Genomic DNA, 10,334 nt, shown 5'->3' on the forward strand with positions numbered 1-10,334 from the left:
TCAAATGGCGATTCAGCGTTTAATTGGTTTTGGGAAAAAAGAAGAGTTTAAGGAAATTTTGGCAATTTTAAGAAAGCAGAATCCTGATAGGATAAGGGTTCTGTGAAATTTGTCGTGTACAGAGAAAAAAACAGCATTTTTTTATGCTTTGTTGGGTCATTCCGCACTTTTTTGTAAAAAAAAGCGCGTGATCAACACGCGCCTTATTTTATTCTAGATTATTTACTAGAAATTGTAATTACAGAACCTTGGTTATATACACCCATAGCTGGGCTGTAGAACGTTTGTAAGCCTTGAACTTCGATATCACCGATTGAACCAGCGTCTTTACTTCCTAGATGAACACCTTTCACATAGTTATCAATTGGACCTGAGTTGCTTACCATTTGAATATAACCATTGTTTGTGCCTTCTTTACCATACACACGAACATCTTGGTTAATTGTTAAGTCAGTTTTATTAGCATCAGCAACTTTGATACTCTCGATAAAGATTTCACCTGCTTCACGTGTAGCCGTTTTAGTTGATGCATCAAGGATACCTAGATCTTTAATTTCTAAACCACCTGTCATAGTTGTACTCAGTTTAATCATTGCACCTTGTGGAGCAGCACCCAACTGAACATTCGCTGTCATTGGTCCCGTTTTTAGAGAAAGTCCAGATAAAATTGCATTGTAGTTGTTATCATCACCGCCACGACGAATACCCGTAGTACCGGCTGTACCAGATGCTGTTACACCAATCTCACCAATTTTGATATCTAAACCAGACACATCAGCTGCAATATTAATGAATGCACCATTTGCACCAGTACCCGCATCAGTATCGATACGTAAATCAGCCAAATTACGAGAAGCTAAAAGAAACTTACCATTTTGATCATAGTTTGCACCAATAACGATACCTTTATTTTCTAAAGGATCACCAGCTTTCTTGTTACCTTGAATAACGATCGCACCAGCAGTACTTGTACCGCCCTTAGCTGTATCCGTTAAACCGTCGTTATCGTGAATGAAAAGTTTTTCAATTTCAATTTTAGAGATACCAATCCCGATGTTAATACCATCTTGACCAGTGGTTGAACTAAGTGCAGCATCGTCCATTGCTTGCATAGCCATAGCATTCGCACTAAATGCGATTGAAGAAACTAGAGCTAATTTAGTGAAATTTTTCATACGGTACTCTCCCAAGAGTATTTATTTTTTTTGATTTTCAACCACTCGATTTATTCAGCTGTAATATTATTTTGTGACAACTGCTAAATCTTTCCTTGAGTTGTTTGCTCGCTCGATTAAATTATATCCAAGCTGAAATTTGTTCAACTGTTGTTGGTCGCAATCTAATTCTTACCGATAAACGGTATTTGCAAACCAAATGAATTAGGAATGGTATAAAATCCATTTTAGTCTTTAAAGTTAATTTTTCTGTTGATGCAAAAACCAATTTCTTTTAAAAAATTTATTCTCAAACAAACTGTTAGTGCTCAAAATATTTTGCAAGCGCTTGCACCCTTGTCACATGTGATTTTTTTAGAAGATCAAAACCAACCTGTTATTTGCTTTTTGGCAAATCAATATCAACAATTGAAGAATGATGAACTTAAAGCTTATGTCCGTACCAATTTAGATCAATATGAGGAATCTGATACTCAGCCCTTGCAAAATATTGCCTTCCAAGATTTATGTTCAAACTTAGGCAGCGGGTTTTCTGGGGGCTGGGCTGGTTTTATTAGCTATGATTATGCAGCGCAGCAACAGATTTCCTTGCACGCCAAAGCGCAACCTCGCTTGTTTTTAGGACAATTTTCCAGTTTTTTTAAATTAGAGAATGATGGTTGGTATTTTTATAGTTCAGATCATTCTGCAGCTAAGATTTACGACTACATTGATCAGTTCATTCAAACAGAGATCACTCAGAATCAATTTAAATTAAGACAAAAATGTACTGCAAGATGGTCTAAGTCAGACTACACGAAAGCCTTTGATCAAGTGCTGGAATATATTAAAGCGGGTGATTGTTATCAAATTAATTTAACCCAAGAGTTCACAGCTCAAGCAAACGGTTCACTCTTAGATACCGCTCAAGAATTTTGGTCACTGACTGATGCACCATATTCAGGCTACTTACGTATTAATGATTTTGAAATTTTAAGTTGTTCGCCTGAACTTTTTATAGATTTTAAGCCTAAACGCAAGATTATTACTAAACCAATCAAAGGCACGATGCCTCGCTATGAAGATCCAGTTTTAGATGCGCACTCAAAACAACGATTAAAATCATCTGAAAAAGATATGGCTGAGAATGTCATGATTGTCGATTTACTGCGTAATGATTTGAGTGTTTATGCTGAAACAGGCTCTGTAAAAACACCAAAACTTTTTGATATTGAAAGCTTTAATCAGGTGCATCACATGGTCAGTGAAGTTGAGGCCGTGCTGAAAACCGATGTAAACCCTTTTGAAGTTCTGATGTCTGCCCTGCCAGGCGGTTCGATTACCGGTGCACCCAAAATCCGTGCGATGCAAATCATTGAAGAACTTGAAGGCGCCCCGCGCGGCGCCTATTGCGGCTCAATGGGCTATTTTAATCACGACGGCACGGGTTCTTGGAATATTTTGATCCGCTCTATTCAAAAATACCAAGATCAGGTTTCGCTGTGGGCAGGTGGCGGAATCACCATCGCGTCTGATTGCGATGCTGAATATCAAGAATGCTTTGATAAAGTCGAAGCGATGCTGGATTTGTTAAACACGTGGTATACGGAAGATTAAACAAAAAAAGCGATTCAATTGAATCGCTTTTTTATAACCCTCCCCTTGCGAAGCAGTGCTTCTCACCTTTTCGAAAGGAAGATTAGGGTAGATTTAAATTTATAGTAGCTTGCAGCAATCAAGCCAAAATATCGTTTTTAAGCGTATCCACAAGGCGCTGATTTTGTTCATCTGTACCAATGGTGATACGAAGGAATTGATTAATCCGCGGCTTATTGAAGTAACGCACAATAATCCCGCGTTCGCGTAATTCAGCAGCCAACTCACCTGCATCTTTATTTGGCAATGAGGCAAAAATAAAGTTTGCCGCAGACGGTAATACTTTAAAGCCCAGCTCAGACAGCTGCTCTACAAGTTTTTCACGGCTCGCAATCACCTTGGCATTTTGCGCTTCAAAATACGCTTGATCCTCAAATGATGCCACTGCTGCTGCAATCGCAAAACGGTCCATCGGATAAGAGTTAAAGCTGTTTTTTACCGCCTCAAGCGCTGCGATTAAATGCGGCTGCGCAATCGCGAAACCGACACGCAAACCGGCAAGTGAACGCGACTTAGACGTGGTTTGACAAACCACAAGGTTTTCATATTTGGCAACCAAAGCCACAGCAGATTCCGCACCGAAATCGACATACGCCTCATCAATCACAACCACTGAATTCGGGTTAGCTTGCAGCACTTCCTCAATTGCAGACAAACCTAAAGCAATGCTGGTTGGTGCATTCGGATTGGTAATGATGATGCCGCCATTCGGCTGTTTATAGTCATCCACCACTATTTCAAAGTTATCGTTCAGCGGCAAAATTTTAGTATTGGCAGCTATACCAAAAAATTGGCTATAAACCGGATAAAAACTGTAGGTAATATCTGGATACAAAACCGGCAGCTCTTGCACAAAAAAGGCTTTAAAAATGTGCGCCAGCACTTCGTCCGAGCCATTGCCGACAAAGACCTGCTCAACAGGTACTTGCTGCTGTTTTGCAATCGCTTGCTTTAACTCAGAAGCATCTGGATCTGGATATAAACGTAAAACATCAGCAGAATTTGCCAATACTTTTTGAACTGCTTCCACCACTTTTGGCGATGGCGGATACGGATTTTCATTGGTATTGAGTTTTAAAATATTTTGGATTTTAGGCTGCTCACCCGGTGTGTACGGTTCTAATTCACGTACATCAGGGCTCCAAAAACGCATTTGTTCAGAGGTAATATTTGGCATTTTATTTTGCTCTTTTTCACCCTCTCCTAACCTCTCTTGCACTTCGCTTTAAAGGAATCCTTAAAGCTCGTTCAGGGAGAGGAATATTCATTTTATGAGATTTCCCCTCTCCTTTCAGGAGAGGGTTAGGGAGAGGTTTATAGTTTTGGAAAACTAAGTTTTTCACCTAGTCTATATTTTATTACTGGTAACGATATCTCGCAGATCTCGCATGCGCATCTAAGTTTTCCTGCTGCGCTAATGTATCAGCCGTTTTCGCTAAAGTTTTCACGCCATCTTCAGAACACATGATTAAACTTGAGCGCTTTTGGAAATCATAAACACCGAGCGGTGATGAGAAACGCGCTGTGCCGGAGGTTGGCAACACGTGGTTTGGACCTGCACAATAATCACCAATCGCTTCTGGTGTATAACGCCCCATGAAGATTGCGCCGGCATGGCGGATATCTTCAGCCATTTCCTGCGCTTCATCTAAGCACAGCATCAAATGTTCAGGCGCAACTTGGTTAATCAATTCGGCGCCTTCCGCTCGGTCTTTGACTAAAACCAATGCGCCGCGGTTTTCGATTGAAGTTCGCGCAATATCTGCTTTAGGCAAAGCTTCTAAATGCTTTTCAATCCATTGTTCTACTTGATCTAAAAGATCCGCATCTGGCGTAATGAACACCGCTTGAGCCACTGTGTCATGTTCCGCCTGCGACAATAAATCCATCGCCAGCCATTCAGCGTTGTTTTGACCTTCTGCATAGACCAAAATTTCGGATGGCCCTGCAATCATATCAATGCCAACTTGACCGAATACTGCACGTTTTGCTGCAGCAACAAAACGGTTGCCCGGGCCAGTGATTTTATCCACAGATGGAATGGTTTGTGTACCATAAGCCAATGCTGCAACCGCTTGCGCGCCGCCAATGGTAAATACACGGTGTACGCCAGCTAAGTAGGCTGCCGCCAGCACCAATGGATTCAAATCACCATTCGGCGCAGGAACCACCATAATAATTTCAGGCACGCCAGCAACATGCGCAGGTACAGCATTCATCAATACAGAAGACGGATAAGAAGCCAAACCGCCTGGTACATAGATACCTACACGGTCCAGCGGTGTGACCTTTTGACCAAGGGTATTTCCTAAAGCATCGACATAAGTCCAGCCGTCTTGCTTTTGCGCTTGGTGAAATTCACGAACACGGTTCGCAGCAAGTTCTAAGGCTTCACGCACTTCTGAACTTAAACCCTCAAATGCTGCTTTCAGCTGTTCTTGTGTCAGCTCTAATTCTGAGAATTGATGCGCTGGATGTCGATCGAACTGCTGTGTCAATTTAAGAACATGAGCATCACCATACTGACGAACATCAGCAATGATTTGGTCAACGGTTTTTAAAAGTTCTGGATCATTCACAGTTTCAAAAGCCAACAAGTCAGCAAAAGCTTGCTTGAAGTTTTGATCTTGAGTCGATAAACGTCGCATCAATTTACCCACAAGGTAATCTATTGGAAAAGATTAGTTTACCTGTTTTAGCGCAGCTTGTGGATATCTATCGCATGTGTTCATGTGGAGTTTTATTGAAAATAACTTTCGTTAAAATTAGTGAAAATAAAGTTTTATCATTATTTTTCAGTTTTCATAAAAAACCGCCCAAATTTGAGCGGTTTGATCAGCATAGCTAGAAACTTAACAACTTATGCTTTTTTTGCTTGCTCGCGTTCTTCCACGGCTTTTTCTAGCTGTGCAAGAATTGGATTCAACAAAGTTTGTTTACGTTTAAAGCTTGCTTTGTTCACGATTAAACGTGAAGACACTTTACAGATTTCTTCCAAAGGCTCTAAACCATTGGCACGTAAAGTGTTCCCTGTATCCACAACATCGACGATGTAATCACCTAAACCAACCAAAGGTGCAAGTTCCATAGAACCATACAGTTTGATCACATCAACTTGCTCGCCTAAGCTTGCATAATATTGACGGGTTAAATTGACGTACTTGGTTGCAATCTTTAAACGACCTTTCGGACGAACCATGCCGACTTTACCAGCCGTCATTAACTTACAGTTGGCAATTTTTAAGTCCAATGGTTCATACACATTTTGTGCACCATGTTCCATCAGCACATCTTTACCTGCCACCCCAATATCTGCAGCACCATTTTCAACATATGTTGGTACATCAGAAGCACGTAAAATTAAAATACGTACGTGCTTATGGGTCGTTGGAAAAATTAACTTACGAGATTTATCCGGATCTTCCAATAAGTTAATGCCAGCTGTCTCCAACAATGGCAAAGTTTCTTTTAAGATACGTCCCTTACTTAATGCTAAAGTTAAACCATGATCAAAATTGCCCATTACGTCAAAATTGGGATCATCGTTTCTCATATCGCTCATTAACTTACTCGCTTAATTTGGGCACCTAAACCTTGTAACTTCGCTTCAACATCTTCATAACCACGGTCAATATGATAGATACGGTCAATCAACGTTTCCCCATCAGCGGCAAGTGCTGCTAAAACCAATGAGAAAGAAGCTCGTAAATCAGTTGCCATCACCGGTGCAGCAGATAATTTCTCTACACCTGTAACAACAGCATCATTACCTTCAACCTGAATATTGGCACCCATACGTGCTAATTCAGGTACATGCATGAAACGGTTTTCAAAAATCGTTTCTGAAATTGTGGCAAAACCACGACCAATTGCATTCACCGCCATGAGCTGTGCTTGCATATCGGTTGGAAATTCTGGATGAGGTAAAGTCTGGAAACTTACTGCTTTCGGGCGCTTACCCATCATATCCAGTTCAATCCAATCTTCGCCGCGCGTAACTTCCGCGCCCATTTCTTCAAATTTATCCAGTACAGACTCCAACAAGTTTGGATCTGTATGCGTGGTTTTGATTTTACCGCCAGTTATTGCCGCAGCAGCAAGATAAGAACCTGTCTCGATACGATCTGCAACAACGGCATATTCACAGCCATGTAGGTTTTCAACACCTGTAACAACTAAAGTATCAGTGTCCAAACCTTCGATTTTTGCACCCATCTTGATCAACATATTAGCCAGATCAGTAATCTCGGGTTCACGAGCCGCGTTACGAATGGTCGTTACACCGTCTGCAAGAACCGCAGCAGTTAGAATATTTTCAGTACCACCAACTGTGACCATATCAAAGACAACTTCGCCACCTTTTAGACGACCATCCACTTTGGCATGCACATAACCTGCTTCAACTTCGATCTCAGCACCAAGTGCTTCTAAAGCTTTTAAATGTTGATCTACAGGGCGTGAACCAATTGCACATCCACCCGGCAAAGACACTTTTGCACTACCATAGCGCGCCAATAACGGCCCAAGCACCAAAATAGATGCACGCATGGTTTTCACGAGTTCATATGGTGCAAATTGGTTATCTAAGCTAGAAGTATCTGCCTTAACCGTATCACCTTCATAACTGATTTGAACACCTAAACCTGCGATCAATTTCACTAAGGTGTTCACATCTTTTAGATTTGGAACATTGGTTAATGTAATAGGTGTATCCGCAAGGATAGTTGCAGCGAGTAATGGCAATGCAGCATTTTTCGCACCAGAAATACGAACTTCACCTTCGAGCTTAGTACCGCCCTGAATCAGAAATTTATCCATTAATTATTAAGCTCCGAATAAGCTTGCTTTGCGCCATTCTTCTTTGGTCATTGCACGAATTGTTACTGCATGTACTTCACCGCTGGCAATGTAGGAGTTCAAAGGTGCATAAACAGATTGTTGACGAGCAACAGGACGTTTCCCTTCAAATTGATCATCGACGATGCGTAGATCATATTTGCCGCCTTGCCCACTAACTGCAACCTCAGCTTCTGGAAAAGCAGCTTTTAAAATTTCAGTGAGCTGTTCACTATTCATCACAAGACCCCATATAGGACTAACGGTGTAAAACCCGTCATTTTACTATAAATCTAAAAAATAATTCATTAGTCACATACATTATATATATAAAAAAAGAGGTTATAAAAAACCTCTTTTTGTACAATGTACAATCTAAACCGTTAAAGGCATATAAATGAGCTGCATTTTTCGATGTTTATGCAATTGTTTTTTTAATTTTTCAGACAATTTTTTGATCGAGGTATACATATCATCAGCGCAAGCTTGCGCAAAAAGTTCGGTCCCGGGTAATCGTATAATCGCTTCTGCAATATGATTATCACTGCCTTTTTTTGAACGTTTATCAACTTGATGATCTTTAGTCAACTTAACTTGCATACTATTGACCTGATCTAAATGTTTGGTCATTTCCGCAAATTTAAGACGAATATTTTCTTCTATTGCTGGCGTAATTGTTAAATGGTGGCCACGAATTGTAATCTGCATAATTCTATCCCTCACCTTCTTTCAGGACTTGAAAAGTTCAAGCCGAATTATCCAACTCAATATGCGAAGCATACATTTACACGATCAGATCATTTCGGCTATTCCTTATATAAAAAAGAGATTCATTATTTCGTCATAATGAACCTCTAGAATAGTCAGATTTTCAAATTTAGATCAACACTTTTCGCTCTGAAGATGATGGAATATGTAACGATTCACGATACTTCGCAACCGTACGACGAGCAACATCAATACCTTCCGCATTAAGCAAAACTGCAATTGCATTATCAGACAAAGGCTTACGTGTATTTTCTTCTGCAATCAGCTTTTTAATTTTTGCACGAATTGCAGTCGAAGACGCTTCCCCACCCGATGACGTTCCAACATGACTTGAGAAGAAATATTTCAACTCAAATAATCCACGTGGTGTGAGCATATATTTATTTGTGGTTACACGGGAAACTGTGGATTCATGGAGTTCGACTTCTTCGGCAATGTCTCGTAGTACCAAAGGCTTCATTGCCTCAGGACCTTGTTCAAAGAACGCTCGTTGATGCTCAACAATACATGTCGCTACTTTTAATAATGTTTTATGTCGTTCATCAATACTTTTAATGAAATTCTTTGCTTCAAGCATTTGATTTCGTAAATATTGATTATCGTCACTTTGATCTGCACGCTTGATCATATTGGCATAAAAAGAATTTACCCGTAGTTTTGGCATCACATCAGGATTTAATTGAACCAACCAATGTTCATTCTTTTTTAAGACGACAACATCTGGAATTTGATAGTCTGAATCTTTATCTTCAAATTCTTGCCCTGGATGCGCTTTTAATGTTTTTAGCAAAGAAATGGCTAGTTTAAGCTGTTCCGTATTTAAGCCGGTTTGCTTAATCAACTTGGGTAATTCATTACTAATCAGCAATTCATAATTTTTCAATAATAAAATAGCTTCATATCGATATTCGATATGCTCAGGAAGATTTTCAACTTGTACCATTAGACATTCAGCAAGATTGCGTGAGCCTACCCCTACAGGATCTAGACGCTGAATATGCTTTAAAACCACCAAAACTTCGTCATCTTCGACTTCTTCTTCATAATCCATAGAGTCTAAAAGATGCTGAACCGATTGGGTAATTTCATTTAATTCGCAATCTAAAAAACCTTTGTTATCTAGTGCATCGACAATACAGTGCGCAATTAATTTATCGATCACAGAAAAGTGTAAAAGATTAACTTGCTCAAGCAAATGCGCTTGTAAACTTTGATGCCCCTGCCTATTATCTTCGCGCTCTTCAAATTCAGCAGCGCCTAAACTTGTGGGTTGATGGGTATATACATCATCCCATTCTGTATCCACTGGTAACTCATCAGGTAAATGATCGGCATTTAATTCATTGGTTAAGTCTTTATTTTCCCTTTCTTGTTCTTGTAAGCTATTTAAACTTTCAACGGTATTTTGTTCTTCAACTTTCTCTAATAGAGGATTACTGTCGAGTTGGATTTGAATTTCTTGTTCCAATTCCAAACTTGAAAGCTGTAATAAACGAATGGCTTGTTGTAATTGAGGTGTTAATGATAAGGAATTGGCAACCTTTAACCCCATCGCTAATTTCATTAATAACTCCCCCTATAATTAACCGCACTTTATAAGCAATTTTTATGCCGTTTTATTTTTTATAGCATAATTTTGAACAGAACGCCCGATTTTTTGTCTTTTTTAGACTCATTATTCAGCTAATTTATTCTTTTATTAGGAACGATTCGTCTTATAAATGAATTATTTAATTAGATTCATTATTAATTTTACTCTAATTCCCTCTCCATTCTGCTTCCCCTTCCCTCACGCATAAAAAAACACCCCCTGGACTAGTCAGGGGGTGTTTCGAATAATGAGCTGGCGATGACTTACTCTCACATGGGTAACCCCACACTACCATCAGCGCTAAGAGGTTTCACTTCTGAGTTCGGGAA

9 protein-coding genes are annotated in these 10,334 nt (G+C 39.8%); 1 reads left to right on the forward strand and 8 read right to left on the reverse strand.

What is annotated here, in order from left to right:
* Nucleotides 1-218: 218 nt before the first annotated feature.
* Complete coding sequence (locus tag FTV27_RS16420; protein WP_180079301.1) at nt 219-1,175, reverse strand: DUF6160 family protein; 957 nt, start codon at nt 1,173-1,175, stop codon at nt 219-221.
* Nucleotides 1,176-1,430: 255 nt separating this feature from the next.
* Between FTV27_RS16420 and FTV27_RS16425 the strand changes: the two genes are divergently transcribed.
* Nucleotides 1,431-2,771, forward strand: a complete 1,341-nt coding sequence (locus tag FTV27_RS16425) for an anthranilate synthase component I family protein (protein WP_180079302.1) — start codon at nt 1,431-1,433, stop codon at nt 2,769-2,771.
* 118 nt (nt 2,772-2,889) lie between these two features.
* Here FTV27_RS16425 and hisC read toward each other — a convergent pair whose 3' ends face one another.
* The 7 genes from hisC to FTV27_RS16460 all read right to left on the reverse strand — a co-directional run bounded on the left by hisC (nt 2,890) and on the right by FTV27_RS16460 (nt 9,978).
* Nucleotides 2,890-3,987 carry a histidinol-phosphate transaminase gene (gene hisC, locus FTV27_RS16430; RefSeq protein ID WP_180079303.1) on the reverse strand — a complete coding sequence of 366 codons (1,098 nt, stop codon included), beginning with the start codon at nt 3,985-3,987 and terminating at the stop codon, nt 2,890-2,892.
* 181 nt (nt 3,988-4,168) lie between these two features.
* Entirely contained in the window at nt 4,169-5,470 is a 1,302-nt protein-coding gene (gene hisD / locus FTV27_RS16435; RefSeq protein ID WP_180079304.1) for a histidinol dehydrogenase, read from the reverse strand.
* 200 nt (nt 5,471-5,670) lie between these two features.
* Complete coding sequence (gene hisG, locus FTV27_RS16440) at nt 5,671-6,372, reverse strand: ATP phosphoribosyltransferase (protein ID WP_180021457.1); 702 nt, start codon at nt 6,370-6,372, stop codon at nt 5,671-5,673.
* Nucleotides 6,372-7,628 (reverse strand): UDP-N-acetylglucosamine 1-carboxyvinyltransferase, encoded by a 1,257-nt coding sequence (gene murA / locus FTV27_RS16445; RefSeq protein WP_180079305.1) that lies wholly within the window; start codon nt 7,626-7,628, stop codon nt 6,372-6,374. Before murA ends, hisG begins: the two co-directional genes overlap by 1 nt.
* Before the next feature lie 6 nt (nt 7,629-7,634).
* Nucleotides 7,635-7,886 (reverse strand): BolA family iron metabolism protein IbaG, encoded by a 252-nt coding sequence (gene ibaG, locus FTV27_RS16450; protein WP_180034593.1) that lies wholly within the window; start codon nt 7,884-7,886, stop codon nt 7,635-7,637.
* 135 nt (nt 7,887-8,021) lie between these two features.
* Complete coding sequence (gene hpf / locus FTV27_RS16455; protein ID WP_078191195.1) at nt 8,022-8,354, reverse strand: ribosome hibernation-promoting factor, HPF/YfiA family; 333 nt, start codon at nt 8,352-8,354, stop codon at nt 8,022-8,024.
* Nucleotides 8,355-8,523: 169 nt separating this feature from the next.
* On the reverse strand, nt 8,524-9,978 hold the full coding sequence (locus FTV27_RS16460; protein WP_180079306.1) for an RNA polymerase factor sigma-54: 1,455 nt from the start codon (nt 9,976-9,978) through the stop codon (nt 8,524-8,526).
* Nucleotides 9,979-10,334 lie beyond the last annotated feature (356 nt).

The organism is Acinetobacter sp. YH12251 (assembly GCF_013417465.1).
In the GTDB taxonomy this organism is placed as follows: domain Bacteria; phylum Pseudomonadota; class Gammaproteobacteria; order Pseudomonadales; family Moraxellaceae; genus Acinetobacter; species Acinetobacter amyesii.

Coding starts and splice junctions, on each gene's coding strand:
- FTV27_RS16460 (WP_180079306.1), bottom strand. CDS start 9,978: ATGAAATTAGCGATGGGGTTAAAGGTTGCCAATTCCTTATCATTAACA.
- murA (WP_180079305.1), bottom strand. CDS start 7,628: ATGGATAAATTTCTGATTCAGGGCGGTACTAAGCTCGAAGGTGAAGTT.
- hisG (WP_180021457.1), bottom strand. CDS start 6,372: ATGAGCGATATGAGAAACGATGATCCCAATTTTGACGTAATGGGCAAT.
- FTV27_RS16420 (WP_180079301.1), bottom strand. CDS start 1,175: ATGAAAAATTTCACTAAATTAGCTCTAGTTTCTTCAATCGCATTTAGT.
- FTV27_RS16425 (WP_180079302.1), top strand. CDS start 1,431: ATGCAAAAACCAATTTCTTTTAAAAAATTTATTCTCAAACAAACTGTT.
- ibaG (WP_180034593.1), bottom strand. CDS start 7,886: ATGAATAGTGAACAGCTCACTGAAATTTTAAAAGCTGCTTTTCCAGAA.
- hisC (WP_180079303.1), bottom strand. CDS start 3,987: ATGCCAAATATTACCTCTGAACAAATGCGTTTTTGGAGCCCTGATGTA.
- hpf (WP_078191195.1), bottom strand. CDS start 8,354: ATGCAGATTACAATTCGTGGCCACCATTTAACAATTACGCCAGCAATA.